Below are 15,715 nucleotides of genomic sequence, written 5' to 3'. Positions count from 1 at the left end.
ATGCTCGCCCGCTCCCGCCGCTCCGTCGCCGTGGTCGACAGCGGGACCCCCCGCAACGCGCCCGCGGACGGCGTCCACGGCCTCCTCGGCCTCGAAGGCATCCCCCCGGCGGAGCTGCTGCGCCGGGGCCGGGAGGAGGTACGGCGGTACGGCGGCAAGGTGCTGGTCGGCGAGGTGACCGCCGCCGAGGCCGTCCCCGGCGCCGACCCGCGTTTCACGGTCACCCTCGCCGACGGCGCCACCCTTCGCGCCCGCCGCCTCCTGGTCGCCACCGGCCTGCGCGACGTACTCCCCGACATCCCCGGCCTCGCCCGGCACTGGGGGCACGACCTCGTGCACTGCCCGTACTGCCACGGCTGGGAGGTGCGCGACGAGCCCGTTGGCGTACTCGCCGTCGGCCCCGCCTCCGTCCACCACGCCCTGCTCTTCCGGCAGTTGACCGACGACCTGGTCTACTTCACGCGCGGCACCGACCTGGACGACGAGACCCGTACGCGCTTCGCCGCCCGCGCGATCCGGGTCGAGGACACCCCGGTGGCGGCGGTCGAGTCGACCGGGTCCACGGAGGGCGCCGGGCTTACGCGGGCCTCCGGGTCCACGGAGAGCCTTGGGCCCACGGAGGGCTCCGGGTCCGCCGCGGGCGGGCACATCGCGGGCGTACGGCTGACCGACGGCCGGTTCGTACCGCGCCGCGTCCTGGCCGTCGCGACCCGCATGCGGGCCCGTACCGACGGACTGGCCGGGCTCGGTCTGCCGATGGAGGATCTGCCGGGCGGGATGGGCCGCCGCTTCGCCGCCACCGGCCCCGCGGGCACCACGTCGGTGCCGGGCGTGTGGGTCGCGGGCAACGCCACCGACCTGACGGCCCAGGTCGGCGCCTCCGCCGCCGCGGGCGCCCTGGCCGGTGCGCACATCAACGCCGACCTGGCCGCCGCCGACACCGAGGCGGCTCTCGCCGCGGCGGACGCGCCCTAGGAGCGCTCTGACGCGGCGGGGTCCGGCGCCGCCCGTACGTGCGCGCGCTCGCCCTGCTTGCCGACGAGGCTGAGGAATTCCACGGGCCCCGAGCCGGTGGAGCCGAACCAGTGCGGTGTACGGGTGTCGAACTCGGCCGCCTCGCCCGGCTTCAGCACGAGGTCGTGCTCGCCGAGCACCAGCCGGAGCGTGCCGTTGAGCACGTAGATCCAGTCGTAGCCCTCATGGGTGCGCAGGACGGGCTCCACGGGGCCGCGCGGCGGGGCGGGCAGGACGAATTTGTACGCCTGGATGCCGCCGGGCCTGCGGGTCAGCGGCAGCACGGTCGAGCCGTCCTTGCAGGCGATCGGGCGCAGGTTGAGGCGCGGGTTGCCGGTGCGGGGCGCGTCGACCAACTCGTCGATGGTGACGCCGTACACCCTTGCCAGCGGCAGCAGTTGCTCCAGCGTGGGGCGGCGCAGGCCCGCTTCCAGCCGCGACAGCGTGCTGACCGAGACGCCGGTCGCCGCCGCCAGATGCGTCAGCGTCAGGTCCCGGCCGAGCCGCAGATTCTTCAGGCGGGGGCCGACGGCGTCGAGGGTGCGGCCCACTTCGTCGTCGGTGCCGTCGGTGCCGTCGGTGCCGTCGGTGCCGTCGGTGCCGTCCGCGCCAGCCGTGCCGTTCGCGCTAGCCGTGCCGTCAGTGCCGCCCGCGCCAGCCGTGCCGTCCGTGTGATCCATGGAGCCCAGTTTGCCGATCGGCAAACAATTTTGCACATCGGGGCCGGTCGTGGTGACGATCGCTCCCGCGTTTCCCCTGTTGACCGTCCCTGGTGAAAGGTCCGTCCAGATGAGTACGGAGAGTCCGAACCGGCCCGCGCGGGTCAGTGCCGAAGCCGCAGCCGTGGGCGCGGGCGTTGACGTACCGGTCGACGTAACAGCCCCTGACGCGGCGGGTGTTGACGACCCGCGTCGGCGCCGCGCGATCCTGATCTCCGTCTGCGTCGCGCTGATGGCCGTCATCGCCTCGGTGTCCGGCCTCAACGTCGCGCAGCCGGACCTGGCCGTCGCGTTCGACGCCTCGCAGAGCACGATCCTGTGGATCATCAACATCTATACGTTGAGCCTGGCGGCGCTGCTGCTGCCGCTCGGCGCGGTCGGCGACCGATGGGGCCGAAAGCCCGTACTGCTCACGGGACTTGCCGTCTTCGGCGGCGCCAGCGTCGTCGCCGGTCTGGCGACATCGGCCGAGGTCATGATCGCGGCGCGGGTGCTGAGCGGTGTGGGCGCGGCGATGATCATGCCGGTGACGCTCGCCGTCATCACCTCCACCTTCCCGGCCGAGGAGCGCGGGCGGGCGATCGGGGTGTGGACCGGCGTCGCGGGCGGGGGCGGCATCCTGGGCATGTTCCTGTCGGCCGCGCTGGTCGACGTGGCGAGCTGGCGTTATCTCTTCGTCCTGCCCGTGGCGCTCGTGCTCGTGGCCGCCGTGATGACGGTGCGGTCCGTGCCCGACTCGCGCGACGCGGCGACGCACTCCTTCGACACGGTCGGGGCGCTGACCTCGGTGGTCGCGGTGGTCGGGCTGATCTTCGTACTCCAGGAAGGGCCCGAGCGGGGCTGGGCCGCGCCCGTGACCCTGCTCAGCCTGCTGGTCGGCGTCCTGGCCGCCGCCGGCTTCGTGGTCTGGGAGCTGCGGCGGCACGGCCCGCTGCTGGACGTCCGCCTCTTCCGCGAGCGCGGCCTGGCCGGCGGTTCCGTCGCGCTGCTGGCCGTCTTCGGCGTCCAGGCCGGGATCTTCGTCGTCCTCTTCCCGTTCCTCCAGGCCGTGTTGGGCTGGTCGGGCCTGCTGTCCACGCTGGCCCTCATGCCGATGGCCGTCCTGATGATGGCCACCTCGGGCCTCGCGCCGCGTCTCGCCGAACGGGTCGGCAGCCGTCGCACCATGGCCCTCGGCATCCTCCTCGGCGGCGCGGGCCTGGCCCTGATGGCCACCCTCGTCTCCGTGGACGGCGGCTACCTCTCCGTCCTGCCCGGCATGCTCGCCATGGGCATCGGCATGGGCCTCACCATGACCCCCGCCACCGAGGCCATCACCAGCTCACTGCCCAGCGAACGCCAAGGGGTCGCCTCCGCGCTCAACGACGTCACCCGCGAATTCGGCACCGCCCTCGGTGTCGCCCTCCTCGGCGCCCTCCTCTCCTCCGGCTACCGCGGCGCCATCGGCCCCCGCCTCGACGGCGTGCCCCCGGCCACCGCCGCCACCGCCCGCGAAGGCATCGCCAACGCCGTCGAAGCCGCCCATGCCACCGGCGGCCCCACCGCCCCCGCCCTCGTCCGCGCCGCCCAGCAGTCCTTCGTCGACGGCTGGCAACAAGCCATGTGGGCCGGCGTAGCCGTCATGACCCTCCTCCTCGCCTACCTCCTTCTTCCCGGCAACTCCCGCCCCGCCCGGACTCCGTGACCCCGGCCCGACCCGAACCAGGCTGCAAGACTGCTCAGTTCGGGTCGGTCTCCCACGCGCCCGTTCCCGACGGACCCGGTCTACGGGCCGAGTTGGTACAGCAGGTGTGCCCGGGCCGCCGGGTCGGGCACAGCCTCCGCCGCGGCACGGCGTACGTCGTTGGCCAGATACTCCGACAGCGCGAGGGCGGACAACGCACTGGCAGCGGAGGGATCACCGCGTTCAGCGGCCGACTTCGCCGCCCGTAAGCGGAACTCAGGTGTGACACTGTCCTCGTAAGCCAGATGCAGCAGGGCTTCCGCGCGTCCCGCGTCTCCTCGACGATCGGCTTCTCTGGCAGCCGTGAGTCTGGTCGAGTCGGTCAGCGCGCGGTCCCAGCACAGCGCTCGCCATACCTCCCGGACTTCGTGGCCCGGGTAGCCGGTCGTGGGTAACGCCTGCGCCGCTTGGAGCCGGAAGCTTTCGTGCGCGCCTCCGCGCGCGATCCGCTCCAGAGCCTCCGCGCCCAACCGCGGAAAGAAGTCGATCGCCGCCGTCGCGGCTTCCACCGCCATGGCACCGCTGGCTGGAGTCCATGAGTCGGCCAGTCGCACCAAGGCCTCCGCGCCAAGTTGCCGGTGGAACCGGCCTGCCGTCCGCCCCGCCGTGACACGGCCCCGGTCCGACAGGCTCGGGTCGGCGCACAGTCTCAAGAGGGAGCGCAGGGCGGTGTCCTGGCCGAACATGGGGAGCAGCCCTGCCGCCTCGATCCGCCAGGTCTCCTCCGTACCTTGGAGCTGACGATCGTCGACGAGACGGTACGCGGTGCTCACTCCCCGTCCCGCGTCGTACCCCATCAAGGCACGCGCGGCGGCAACGCGCCTCTCGCCACCGAGCCCCCATCTGCCGTTGGCCAGTTCTTCCAGGTAGTTCAGCCCTTCACCGAGGTGACACCGGGTGTAGGCCATGGCCACCCGTAGGGGGTCCGGGCCGTCGGCCGCGGGCCCTACCCTCGTCAACTGCCGGAAGAGCACAAGGCCCCGCGCGGGGTCGTGCCGGTCCACCGCTTCGGCCGCTTCGGCCCGGTGATCCCCCATCGTCTCGTCAGCGGCCAGTACTTCGTGGACGGCGACGGTGTTGTCGGGGGCGTACCGGCCCAGCGTCTTCGCCATGTGCAACCGCACACCGCTGTCCAGGCCGCGGTCCGTGACGACGGCGGACATCAGCCGCAGCCCGAGCGCCCGGTCGTACGCCGCCGCTGTCTCGGCCACCCGCGAGCGGGCGTTGCCGTCCCTGCGGTTCTTGCCGCCGAGCCGTTCCAGGGCGCTGACCAGCTCCTGCTTGTCCAGGAGCGCGAGTTGACGGCACGCCGCCTCCCACTCCTCGGCGGACTGCCCGCGGTCGAAGCGGATCACCACCTCGCGCAGTATCACCGCGGCGCGCCGTAGGATCCGGTCCGGTACGGGGATGCCGTTGGCGACGAGTTCCACGACGAAGCGGTGAGTGCCCCGATCCGGCCACCTCAGCAGCCTGGCCAGCGGCTTTTCCAGCCCCGCAGGGTCGGCTGCCGCCTGGAGACCGGCCAGGAAGACCTTGGTCTCCAGGTCCTCCCACGGCCAACGCCGCCGCTCCAGGTGTCGTCGCGGGCCCCCATGCCCGAACAGGTAGAGCGCGGCCAGATACTCCTCGATCGACGGGTGGAGAAAGCGCAGACTCCCCTCGCGCTGCTCCAGCAGGCCGCTGTGTTCCAGCACGCCGCGCAGGATCTGCCTCCAGGTGTGAGGCGTGACCGACGCGGGACGTGGCACCGCGGACAGAGCTGTCGCCCGGTCCAGCAGATCGCTGCCCGTGCCCCCGAACACCAGCCGGTCGTGAGCCAGCCGTTCCAGCAGCGGCAGCACCTCACGCAGCAGGTCCGTGACACCCTGCTGCGCCTCGGCGTCGCCCTCGTCGATGAGGCTGCGGTGCCGCTGCCGGGCATCCGCCGTATTGCGATGCTGGACGAGGATGTCGATAAACCGCTCGTACAACTCCGAGCGGTTGAAGGGCAGTTGTTTGCCGGGACCCTCGACATCCTCGGCGTAGACCACACACATCATGGTCGCGATCAGGGGAATCCGGGCGAACTCCCGGAGCCGCGGGTTGCGTTCTACCTCCCTGGTGAAGAGGGCGGCGGTCGCGACCGGGTCGGGCTTGCCCACCGCGCGGAACCACTTCTCGGCGAAGGCGGGCAACTCCTCAGGGAGGAAGGGCTCGATGGCGTATGTGGGGTGCTCGTCGTCACCGATCCGGTTCAGGATGCCGTCGGGCAGCGGACGGCTGGCCACCATCACCTGCCAGCCGGGCCGGTCGCGGAGCCTTCCGATGACGTGCAGTACGTCGATACGGCGCCAGGACGGCACCTCGTCCAGGCCGTCGATCAACACCAACCACCTTGTGCCAGCAGGTGGTTCGCGTCGGAACAGCGCGTTCAGTTCATCGGTGCCGAGAGTGGTGCCGCCCAGCTCACGCTGGACCGCGCGGGTGAGCCGGTCGGGAATGCCGCCGGGCTCCGTGATCAGGTCCTCGGCCCGTACCAGGATCGGTAGGACCGTCGGCACCCCCTCGGCGGCGCCGCCGCCTTCGAGCCACTGACGAGCGGAGTCGCCCGCGATGCTGCGCAGCAGACTGGACTTGCCCGCGCCCGGACCGCCGACGACCTGCACGCCGCGGTGGCGGCCGACGAGGCTCTCAGCGGTGACGCGTTCCGTCCCGGGCGGCTCAGTGTCCCCGCCGGCTGCCCGACCCCCGCGCCTGCTGGCCAGCTGTGTCAAATACACCTCGTTCAGCGGCGGTTCCACCAACGAAGGGAAACGGTACGGATGGCGTACGGAGATGTGTCCGGCGTCGTCGAGGTAGCTACGCAAGCGCATGTCCAACTCCCCCTCCCTGGGCAGGTCTTCCCCGGAGGTTGTGGACACGACGTCCACCAACTGCCCGGGGTCCAAGGTCACGTCGACCGATTCCTCAAGGAGGTGCGCGGCGTCTCCGAGCCGCGCGTGCCAGGCGTCGGCACGCAGCACCGCAAGATGGTCCAGCCCGTCGGTCGGATGGTGATGGCCCACGATGCCGATCACGCGGTCACGGCACCACACCGCTGCGCCCGACATGCCTGCCCACGGCGACCGGGTGGGATCCGCGAAGTGCGCCGGCGGCGCGACCCGCAGGTCGAGGGTGCCCTCCTTGCGGTTCGACAGCACGTCGCAGGTGCACTGGGCGTCATGGAATGCGTCCCGGAACGGCGCACCGCCCCACTCGTCACGCACCTTGAACAGCGGAAAGCCCATCACGGCGCACGTCAACCGCGCGCTACGTGCTGACACCCGGGCGTACTCCACCGGCGTGAAGGCCTCCTGGCCCTCCTTGCTCACCGACAGCACGGCTACGTCGACCTCCGCTTCCGCCCAATGGACTTCCGCGTTCAACACGCGCTCAGCGGCCAGGCCGGCATCGAGCCGCACCCGGACCGTGCTCGCCCCCGCGACCACATGCGCGGCCGTCAGTACCCGACCGGCCGCCACCACGTAGCCCGAACCCCTACGTCCCGCTGCCCCGTCCCGTGTCACGAGGATCTCGGCCACCCGGGCGGCGTCGAAACCGCCCGCCACCTCTGTCACCGCTCCCCGGGAATCTCATCCCCGGCAATCAGCGCCGCCCCACCACCGGCGAGCCGTGGCTGAAGTGTCAGCGTGATCTTCTGAACGTCCGAGCGGGCGACTTTTCCGTCGCCTCCGGCCTCGACCACCCAGAACCTGACCTTTCCCTGACCGCCTGCCTCCTTGCCGACGGTCACGGTCGCTTCCACCTCGACCGTCCCCAGCTCGAATCGCAGGCGTTCTCCTTCTCCGTCGGTCATCGCGGAGTCGAGTTCCCGCCGTAATTCCCGAATCATGGCCGACAGCTCGATCACACCGTCCCCCTCATCCACCGCCCCGACCCTTCATCGTAGGCACCGGCCGCCGATACGACCGTCAGTTCGGGAGAGCCGGCCGGTGAGGCTGGGAGGGTCACTGTTGCAAGCGGTGTGCTTGCAAAAGTTAGCGGGGTGGGGGAAGGTGGAGGCATGGCTTCGCTGAAGGTGGGCAACGTCGGGGAGTACCTGCGGGAGCAGCGTCGGGGGGCGCGGCTCAGCCTGCGGCAGTTGGCGGAGGCGGCCGGTGTGTCGAATCCGTATCTGAGCCAGATCGAGCGCGGGCTGCGGAAGCCTAGTGCGGAGATCCTGCAGCAGTTGGCGAAGGCGTTGCGGATCTCGGCGGAGACGCTTTACGTGCAGGCGGGGATGCTCGACGCGCGGGAGCGGGACGAGCTGGAGGTGCCGGCGGTGATCATGTCGGACCCGTCGATCGACGAGCGGCAGAAGCAGGTGCTCATCCAGATCTACGAGTCCTTCAGGAAAGAGAACGCCGCCGCGGAATCGGCCGCCAAGGCCGAGGAAGCCGCACGACAGGCCGAAGAAGAACAGAAGAACGCCGAAGAAGAGCGGAAGAACGTGGAGGCGGATTCGTCTCCGACACTCGTACGGGAGGAATCCGAGAAATGACCATCACCGACGACATCGTCAAGAGCCTGCGCAACCCGACCCCGCTGTACGCGGTCGCGGGTACGGCGGACCTCGCCGCGGCGAAGCTCCGCGAGGTGCCCGCGCTGCTGGAGAAGCTGAAGGACCAGGCGCCCGAGCGGATCGAGAAGATCCGCGGCACCGACCCCAAGGACGTGCAGCAGCGGGTCACCGCGCAGGCCAAGGACGCGTCGACCAAGGCGCAGACGCGGCTGAACGAGACGATCAGCGGCATCGACTTGGACCTGAAGAAGATCGGCGGGTCCGTGCAGGACCTGGCGCTCCAGGGCGTGGGCCGGGCCGCCGAGTACGCGGTCAAGGCGCGCGAGACGTACGACGAGCTGGCCGAGCGCGGCAAGGGCGCGGTCGCTCAGTGGCGCGGCGGCGCGGCCGACGAAATCATGGAGATCCCGCCGGCCGTGAAGCTCGCGGACATCCCGGCCGACGAGCCGCTGACCGAGTCGATCGGCGACCGGCTGGCCGCGAAGCCCGCCGACACGTCCGGCGACAAGCCGGCCGCCCGCAAGACCACGCCCCGCAAGCCGAGTGGCGCGAAGAAGGCGACCGACAAGTCCGCGGAGTGAGGCGAGGGCCGGGCACGCTTTGCGAGCCCGGCCCGTTGTTCGTGCAGGAGCCGGTACGGTTGGGCGGGCGACAAGCGGACGGTCGGCACGGTGCCGGCCGACAGCGACAAGGGCGGTGGACGGCGTGCTGATCACGGGGTTCTTCGGGGTGCTCGGCCTGGTGTCGTGGGCGCTCTTCCTCTTCGCGGCCTTCGCCTTCGTCGACGCGGCGATCCGCCGTGAGGACGCGTACCGGGCGGCGGACAAGAACACCAAGGCGTTCTGGCTGATCATCCTCGGCATCGCGGCCGTGGTGATGAAGCTGTTCTCGGTGCTGTCGTTCCTGCCGGTCATCGGCCTGGTCGCCGTGATCGTGTACATGGTGGACGTACGCCCCGCCGTACGGCAGATCACCGGACCGCGCCGTGGCGGCGGCCTGCGGCGACGCCGCGGCGGTGGCAGCAGCAGCGACGGCCCGTACGGCCCGTACAACGGCTGACGCGTACCCGCCGGGCGTATCCACCGGGGCACATACCCACCGGGCCGTATCCACCGGGCGGGCGGCTCCCCAGCGGACCGGCCTCAGATCCGCTTCGGCCGCTCCAGCAGCACGACCGCCACGTCGTCCGTCAGCTCCCCGCCGTTGAGCTCCCGCGCCTCCGTGAGCGTCGCGTCGAGCAGTTCCTCGCCGCGCAGGCCCTCGGCCAGCAGTCGGGCGGTCATCCGTACCATCCCGTCCTGCCCGAGCCGCTGCGTGCCCTGGCCGATCCGGCCCTCGATCAGGCCGTCGGTGTAGAGCATCAGGCTCCACTCGCCGCGCAGCCGTACCGGTATCCGCTGCCAGCGGGCATCCGGGAGCAGGCCGAGCGCCGGGCCGCCCTCCGTGTACGGCAGCAGTTCCGGCACGCTGCCGGGAGCGCCGGGGGTCGAGAGCAGCGGCGCCGGGTGTCCGGCCAGATGCAGATCGGCGCTGCGCGCGTCCGGCGCGATGTCGACGGTGCAGAGCGTCGCGAAGATCTCGTCGTCCGACCGCTCGTGTTCGAGCACCTGCTGGAGCGTACGCAGCAGCGCGTCGCCGCCGAGCCCGGCGAAGGTCAACGCACGCCAGGCGATGCGGAGTTGGACCCCGAGGGCGGCGGCGTCCGGGCCGTGGCCGCAGACGTCGCCGATCATCGCGTGGACGGTGCCGTCGGGGGCGCGGACGGTGTCGTAGAAGTCGCCGCCGAGCAGGGCGCGGCTGCGCCCCGGGCGGTAACGCGCCGCGAAACGCAGGCTCGCGCCGTCCAGCAGCGGGGTCGGCAGCAGGCCGCGCTCCAGCCGGGAGTTCTCCTGCGCGAGCAGCTTCGTCTCGGTGAGCTGCCGGTGCGCGAGGTCGGCGCGCTTGCGCTCGACGGCGTAGCGGACGGCGCGCGTGACGGTCCCGGCGTCGACCTCGTGCCGCGCGAGGTGGTCCTGGGCGCCGACCCGTACGGCCTCCGCGGCCCGCCCGTCGTCCGCGCCGTCGGTCAGGACGAGTACGGCGGTGCCGGGCGCGAGCCGCAGCACCTGCCGCAGGCCGTCCAGCACGTCGGGCAGGTCGAGGAGGATGCAGTGCACGTCGTCGGTGAGCAGACGGCCGGCCGCGGTGAGATTACGTGCCCGCAGGATACGGATCCGCGGCCCGCCGCCCTCCTGGAACCACGGCGCGGTGAAGGCGTCCGTCGCGTCCTCGCCGATCACCAGCAGCGTGAAGATCGCGGGACCGCTGCCCGGATCCTGCCGCTGCCGGGGCAGCGAGAGGGCGCCGGACTCCGTGTACGGCGCGGTGGACGCCGGTACGGGGACGGACGGCGGTACGGCGGTGGACGCCGGTACGGGAACGGACGGCGGTACGGGGACGGATCCCGGCACGGCGACCGATGTCGGTACGGACGGCGGTACGGAAAGGGGCGAGGGCCCGGCCGTGGAAGCCGTCCCCGAACCGGGTACGGCAGCGGGGCCCTCGGCCCCGCGCGTCTCGTCGGTGGCTGAGGGCCGATCGGTGCCGCGTTGGGCTGCGGACATCAAGCGACTCCTTCCCTCCCCCGAGGATCTCCGGAGACCCTAGTGGCTGGAGGCAAGGTGACGGGAGGGCAGAGAGTGAACCGTCAGCGTCATATGCGGCGGTCAGCAGGGGATTTCGCGGTGGATGTGTTGATCCGCACATGACCAAGGTCACGCGTGGCGGCCACAACCCCGCCCCCGCCACGACCCGCATCCGGACCGCCGCCCGTACGCGTACCCGCCGCCCGTACGCGTACCCGCCCACGTATCCCTCCGCGCCCCACGTCTCCCTTCGTCCAGACGTACGCGAACCGTCATCAACCCGGTCGTACGACCCCCAGGATCGGCATCGAACCGGCCCCCGCCACCACCACGTCCCGCCCCGGGCGCGGCGCGTGGACGATCGCGCCGCCGCCGACGTAGATGCCGACGTGGCTGGCGTCGGAGAAGTAGATGACGAGGTCGCCGGGGCGCATCCGGTCCACGGGCACATGGGGGAGGCGCGCCCACTGCTCCTGCGAGGTGCGCGGGATGGGACGGCCCGCCGCCGCCCACGCCTGGGAGGTGAGCCCGGAGCAGTCGTACGAGGAGGGGCCCGCCGCGCCCCACACGTACGGCTTCCCGATCTGCCGGGTCGCGAAGGCCACGGCGCGGCGGCCCGCGGCGGAGGACGCCGTGGACGCGGCGGTGACCAGGCGTTTCGCGTCACCGGTCGCCAGCCAGTCGCTCTGCGCGCGGTACGCCGCCTCGTCCTCGAGCCGCGCGAGCCGGACGCGCTCCTGTTCCTTGAGCGTGGCCAGCAGCGCGGTGGCCTCGGCGAGCCTGGCCCGTACGCGCTGCCGCGCCGCGGCCGCCGTCCGCTGCGCGTCGACCAGTTGCTGCCACCGCTCGGTGGCGGCGTGCGCGTAGCCGTCCAGCTTCCCGCGCGTGTCGGCCAGCGCGTCGATCGTGGCGCTCGCCGCGCGGGCGCCGCGGGCGGCGAGTCCCGCGTCCGACAGGAAGGTGTCGGGGTCCCCCGACATCGCCAGCCGCAGCGTGTCCGGCACCCCGCCGGCCCGGTACTGCGCGCGGGCCAGCGCCCCCGCCTGCGCGGTGAGCGTGCGCAGGCGGGTCTGCGTACGGTCGATGGCCACCGCCAGCGCCACCAGGTCGTGCTGCTGGGCCCGTACGCGTTCCCCGGCCGCGTTGTACGCGTCCGTCGCCGCCTCCGCCTGCCGGTACAGAGCGTCCACCTCGGCTCTGACCTGCGCCACGGTGCGCGGGGGTGCGGCCTGCGCCGGGGCCGTGGCCGTGGCGGTGGTCAGCGCGACCGTGGCGGTGAGCGCCGTGAGCGCCGTGAGCGCTGCCGCGCAGGCGCCGCTTCGGATTCCGCGGGTCATCCGAGCCTCCCTCACGTCACGGGCGCGGTGGCTGTTCGCGCGGCTCCTCGCGCCCTGAACGCAGGGCTTATCTGACGGGCCGTCACATCTTGGCGGATGGTGGCACGGCGAGCCGTAAAGGGGAAGGGCGAGAGGGCGTTACGCGTGCGGGGCGAGGGCGGGCCAGGCGACCGTGACCTCGCCCTGGCGCCACCGGGCGGGCCCGTCCACGACCGGCCAGCCGTCCGCGCGCAGCGAGGTGACGGCGCGGATCCAGCGCTGGCGCGCGCCCAGGGCGGACAGGGGAGCGGCCGAGGCCCAGGCCCGGTCGAAGGCGGTGAGGAACGCGTGCACAGATTCGCCGGGCACATTCCGGTGGATCAGCGCCTTCGGGAGGCGTTCGGCCAGGTCGGAGGGGCGGTCGAGGGAGCCGAGGCGGGTGGCGAAGGTGACGCTTCGGGGGCCTTCGGGGCCGAGCGCCACCCAGACGTGGCGGCGGCCGATCTCGTCGCAGGTGCCTTCCACGAGGAGGCCGCCGGGGGCGAGCCGGCCGCGCAGCCGGGTCCATACGGCGGCGACCTCGCTTTCGTCGTACTGGCGCAGGACGTTCGCCGCCCTGATCAGGACGGGGCGGCTTCCGTGGGGGAGGGGGACCTCGAAGCCGCCGTGTATGAAGCTCAGGTTGTCGCGCTCGTACGGTTTGGCTGCCGCGACGCGGGCCGGGTCGATCTCGACGCCGACGACCTGGACGTCTTCTCTTACCGCTTGGAGGCGGCTCAGGAGTTCCACCGCTGTCCAGGGGGCGGCGCCGTATCCGAGGTCGACGACGACGGGGTGGTCGGCTCGCCGCAGTTCCGCTTCCAGCGCGGTGGCGATCCACCGGTCCATCCGGCGCAGCCGGTTGGGCCCGGTGGTTCCTCTGGTCACCACCCCCACCATGCCGCGCATTCCTCGACTCTAGTCTTTCCCGCCCGCCCACCCGTGCGGGTGTTTTCTTCGTCTGCGGGTGCCGCTTGTGCCTGGTCGGTGCCGGTCCGGGGCACCTCCTCGAAATGCGGCTACCTGGCCCCGTGTATCCGGTGCCCTTCTTGTCACCGCATTTCTGCGGGGGCACCCCGGCCCGTCCCCTCCCGGTCCGTCGGCGTCCGCCTGTCCGGTGGGGGTTGCCGGGGGAGGGGGGTTCTTTCGGCGAGCCGCCCCGCGTCACCGCCCGGCCCCGGGGGTGCCCTCCAGCTAGTCCGCCGACCCCGCCCGCCCATGCCCTGACTCGCCGCCCCCACGGGTGGGCCACCCCCGCCAGGCTTACCTGCGCCCGCCCTCCTCCCGCCCCGGGTGGACGGTCGGTCGCGCAGGGGCCGCACCCCCTGCCACCCCTCCCTCCTCAGCCACAGCGGACAGGCGGGCGCCGGCGGACCGGAGGGGACGGTGCGGGGTGCCCCCGCAGGGGGACGAACGGGCAAGGGCAGAAGCAGGCGCAGGTGGCCGCAGGTTCGTCGCCCGAGGAGGTGCCCCGGGCCGGGACCGACCAGGCACAGGCGGCACCCGCAGACGAAGAAAGCACCCGCACGGGTGGGCGGGCGGGAAAAAAAGACAAAAAGACCAAGACACCACCCACCCCCCAAGGTCACGCTTCGGCAACAAGGAAATGGAACCGCCAGTTCCGGCGTTCCCCATGGTTGAACGCGGGGGTACGGCCTTCGGAAGGAACGCATGGTGACCCAGCAGACGTCGTCCCGGCTCGCCGCGCTGCGCGGTGCGCAGAAGCACAAGCACGCGCTGGGGATGAGGGGTCGCCGCACCGGAGGCCGCCGCGTACGCCGAGTCGCGATGCTGAGCGTGCACACGTCACCGCTGCACCAGCCGGGCACCGGCGACGCGGGCGGCATGAACGTCTACATCGTGGAGCTGGCCAAGCGCCTCGCCGACCTGAACGTGGAGGTCGAGATCTTCACGCGGGCCACCACGGGGGCGCTGCCCCCGGCGGTCGAGCTGGCCCCCGGTGTGCTGGTGCGGCACGTGGACGCGGGCCCGTACGAGGGCCTGGCCAAGGAAGAGCTGCCCGCGCAACTCTGCGCGTTCACGCACGGGGTGATGCAAGCGTGGGCGGGCCACCGCCCGGGTTACTACGACCTGGTGCACTCGCACTACTGGCTCTCGGGCCACGTCGGCTGGCTGGCGGCGCAGCGCTGGGGCGTGCCGCTGGTGCACGCCATGCACACCATGGCCAAGGTCAAGAATGCGGCGCTGGCCGAGGACGACTGTCCCGAGCCCGCCGCGCGGGTGATCGGCGAGACGCAGGTCGTGGCGGCGGCCGACCGCCTGATTGCCAACACCGCCGAGGAAGCCGACGAGTTGGTGCGGTACTACGAGGCGACCGCCTCGAAGGTCGCGGTCGTGCACCCCGGCGTGAATCTGGACCGCTTCCGCCCGGAGCCGGGCCGCGCGGCGGCCCGTCGGCGCCTCGGGCTGCCGCAGGACGCGGTGATCCCGCTCTTCGCGGGCCGGATACAGCCCCTGAAGGCCCCCGACGTGCTGATCCGCGCCGTCGCGGTGCTGCTGGACGAGGACCCGACGCTGCGCGACCGCCTCCTCGTGCCGATCGTCGGCGGCCCCAGCGGCAGCGGCCTTGCCAAGCCGGAGGCGCTGCACAAGCTGGCCGCGCGGCTCGGCGTGTCCGACGTCGTACGGTTCCAGCCGCCGGTGGACCAGGAGCGGCTCGCGGACTGGTACCGGGCGGCGACCGTCCTGGTCATGCCGTCGTACAACGAGTCCTTCGGGCTGGTCGCGATAGAGGCGCAGGCGTGCGGTACGCCGGTGGTCGCGGCGGCGGTCGGCGGGCTGCCGGTCGCGGTGGCGGACGACCGCACCGGCTTCCTCGTACCGGGGCACGACCCCCGGGACTACGCGCGGGTGCTGCGCCGTTTCATCGACAACCCGGCGCTCGGCGACTCGCTGGGCGCGGCGGCGGCCCGGCACGCGCGGGAGTTCGGCTGGGGGAAGGCCGCGGCCGACACCACCGAGGTGTACGCGGCTGCGCAGGCCGAACACCGCCGTCACCTACGATCGGCGCATGGCTGAGGAGACCCCGGTGGACGTCAACGGTGACACCGACGACGGAGCCCATGACGGTGCCCATGGCGGCGTGGCCCCCGACGCCCCGCGCGGCGACCTCCGGGCGCGAGCCGTCCGCGCGCTCGAACAGGCCCTGCGCGAAGCCGACTTGCCGTGGGAGTCGCCGCGCCCGGACACGTATGTCACCCAACTGCCGGGCACCCGCAAGCTCTCCACCACCTGCTCCTTCCTGGTCGGCGCCCACACCCTGTCGCTGAACGCCTTCGTCGTCCGCCACCCCGACGAGAACCAGGAAGCCTTCTACCGCTGGCTTTTGGAGCGCAACCTCCGCCTGTACGGGGTGAGTTACGCCATCGACCGGCTCGGTGACGTCTACCTCAACGGCCGCCTCCCGCTGGCCGCCGTCACGCCGGAAGAGGTCGACCGGCTGCTCGGCGCGGTCGTGGAGAACGCGGACGGCTCCTTCAACACGCTGCTGGAGCTGGGGTTCGCCACCTCCATCCGCAAGGAGTACGCGTGGCGGGTGTCGCGCGGCGAGTCCACCAGGAATCTGGACGCGTTCACTCACCTGACCGAAGGTCAGTCCTAAGAATCACCGCACGACCCCTTCCCCTTGGTCCGTACCACATGACACCCTCACGTCAGTCGTAGATCTGAACCACGTTCAGATACATGAGAGTGGCCTACGTGTGAAGGGTGGAAGCATG

13 protein-coding genes are annotated in these 15,715 nt (G+C 72.1%); 7 read left to right on the top strand and 6 right to left on the bottom strand.

What is annotated here, in order from left to right:
* Nucleotides 1-975 (top strand): NAD(P)/FAD-dependent oxidoreductase, encoded by a 975-nt coding sequence (locus ACIO6U_RS32060; RefSeq protein WP_401724567.1) that lies wholly within the window; start codon nt 1-3, stop codon nt 973-975.
* Here ACIO6U_RS32060 and ACIO6U_RS32055 read toward each other — a convergent pair.
* A complete protein-coding gene (locus ACIO6U_RS32055) occupies nt 972-1,694 on the bottom strand; it encodes a helix-turn-helix domain-containing protein (RefSeq protein ID WP_401724432.1) in 723 nt (240 codons plus the stop codon). The two genes, ACIO6U_RS32060 and ACIO6U_RS32055, sit on opposite strands and share 4 nt — an antisense overlap.
* Nucleotides 1,695-1,803: 109 nt before the next feature.
* On the opposite strand from ACIO6U_RS32055, the gene ACIO6U_RS32050 reads away from it, so the two are divergent.
* On the top strand, nt 1,804-3,417 hold the full coding sequence (locus ACIO6U_RS32050; RefSeq protein WP_401724429.1) for an MFS transporter: 1,614 nt from the start codon (nt 1,804-1,806) through the stop codon (nt 3,415-3,417).
* 80 nt (nt 3,418-3,497) lie between these two features.
* On the opposite strand, the gene ACIO6U_RS32045 is transcribed toward ACIO6U_RS32050, so the two are convergent.
* Nucleotides 3,498-7,052, bottom strand: a complete 3,555-nt coding sequence (locus ACIO6U_RS32045; RefSeq protein ID WP_401724426.1) for a trypsin-like peptidase domain-containing protein — start codon at nt 7,050-7,052, stop codon at nt 3,498-3,500.
* The gene (locus ACIO6U_RS32040) at nt 7,049-7,345 is read right to left on the bottom strand and encodes a trypco2 family protein (protein WP_401724423.1); all 297 of its coding nucleotides are present in this window, start codon (nt 7,343-7,345) and stop codon (nt 7,049-7,051) included. Before ACIO6U_RS32040 ends, ACIO6U_RS32045 begins: the two co-directional genes overlap by 4 nt.
* A 153-nt stretch (nt 7,346-7,498) precedes the next feature.
* Between ACIO6U_RS32040 and ACIO6U_RS32035 the strand changes: the two genes are divergently transcribed.
* The 3 genes from ACIO6U_RS32035 to ACIO6U_RS32025 all read left to right on the top strand — a co-directional run bounded on the left by ACIO6U_RS32035 (nt 7,499) and on the right by ACIO6U_RS32025 (nt 9,055).
* Entirely contained in the window at nt 7,499-7,975 is a 477-nt protein-coding gene (locus tag ACIO6U_RS32035; RefSeq protein ID WP_355342047.1) for a helix-turn-helix transcriptional regulator, read from the top strand.
* The gene (locus tag ACIO6U_RS32030; RefSeq protein ID WP_355342050.1) at nt 7,972-8,577 is read left to right on the top strand and encodes a hypothetical protein; all 606 of its coding nucleotides are present in this window, start codon (nt 7,972-7,974) and stop codon (nt 8,575-8,577) included. Before ACIO6U_RS32035 ends, ACIO6U_RS32030 begins: the two co-directional genes overlap by 4 nt.
* Before the next feature lie 124 nt (nt 8,578-8,701).
* Nucleotides 8,702-9,055, top strand: a complete 354-nt coding sequence (locus ACIO6U_RS32025) for a DUF2516 family protein (RefSeq protein WP_355342053.1) — start codon at nt 8,702-8,704, stop codon at nt 9,053-9,055.
* A gap of 83 nt (nt 9,056-9,138) precedes the next feature.
* Here ACIO6U_RS32025 and ACIO6U_RS32020 read toward each other — a convergent pair whose 3' ends face one another.
* The 3 genes from ACIO6U_RS32020 to ACIO6U_RS32010 form a co-directional block, all read right to left on the bottom strand.
* The gene (locus ACIO6U_RS32020; RefSeq protein ID WP_401724418.1) at nt 9,139-10,599 is read right to left on the bottom strand and encodes a PP2C family protein-serine/threonine phosphatase; all 1,461 of its coding nucleotides are present in this window, start codon (nt 10,597-10,599) and stop codon (nt 9,139-9,141) included.
* Nucleotides 10,600-10,895: 296 nt separating this feature from the next.
* A complete protein-coding gene (locus tag ACIO6U_RS32015; RefSeq protein WP_401724415.1) occupies nt 10,896-11,957 on the bottom strand; it encodes an NlpC/P60 family protein in 1,062 nt (353 codons plus the stop codon).
* 138 nt (nt 11,958-12,095) lie between these two features.
* Nucleotides 12,096-12,884, bottom strand: coding sequence for a class I SAM-dependent methyltransferase (locus tag ACIO6U_RS32010; protein ID WP_391049681.1), 789 nt, complete (start codon nt 12,882-12,884; stop codon nt 12,096-12,098).
* 834 nt (nt 12,885-13,718) lie between these two features.
* Here ACIO6U_RS32010 and mshA point away from each other — a divergent pair.
* Both mshA and ACIO6U_RS32000 read left to right on the top strand, forming a co-directional pair.
* Nucleotides 13,719-15,014 (top strand): D-inositol-3-phosphate glycosyltransferase, encoded by a 1,296-nt coding sequence (gene mshA / locus ACIO6U_RS32005; RefSeq protein ID WP_391164089.1) that lies wholly within the window; start codon nt 13,719-13,721, stop codon nt 15,012-15,014.
* The gene (locus ACIO6U_RS32000) at nt 15,007-15,597 is read left to right on the top strand and encodes a YbjN domain-containing protein (RefSeq protein WP_355342065.1); all 591 of its coding nucleotides are present in this window, start codon (nt 15,007-15,009) and stop codon (nt 15,595-15,597) included. The genes mshA and ACIO6U_RS32000 overlap by 8 nt, the downstream gene beginning before the upstream one ends.
* Nucleotides 15,598-15,715 lie beyond the last annotated feature (118 nt).

The sequence above is a fragment of the Streptomyces sp. NPDC087422 genome (genome assembly GCF_044744145.1).
In the GTDB taxonomy this organism is placed as follows: domain Bacteria; phylum Actinomycetota; class Actinomycetes; order Streptomycetales; family Streptomycetaceae; genus Actinacidiphila.
Note: the sequence above shows the minus strand (reverse complement) of the source record. Positions and strands in the feature narration are given on the sequence as shown.